Annotated in this window: 1 protein-coding gene; it reads left to right on the top strand. The window is 47.6% G+C overall.

Annotation, left to right across the window (positions count from 1 at the left end):
* Positions 1 to 229, top strand: a 229-nt coding sequence (locus SB752_RS33425) for a hypothetical protein (RefSeq protein ID WP_410719663.1), incomplete at both ends; no start/stop codon positions are given.

Here is a 229-nt window from a genome sequence, read left to right on the forward strand (position 1 = left end):
TAGCGCGGCTGGCTTAATGCTGTTGCCTAAGAGTGAGGTTTTCAAAGCAAATTTTGGCGCTCACGGCATTAAGCTAAGTTATCAACAATTGAAAAGGCAGCGTGAGATCGCACAGCACATGCGAGTTTTTATATCTGCGTGGACCCGGGCTCAAACTGAGGCTCAGGAGAAGGCTAGATTTACTCTCTGGAATTTGGATGCTGCAGCAATGCAGGAGATCCATTTGAGC

This window comes from Brevibacillus sp. SIMBA_040, from assembly GCF_046535075.1.
Lineage (GTDB): Bacteria > Bacillota > Bacilli > Brevibacillales > Brevibacillaceae > Brevibacillus.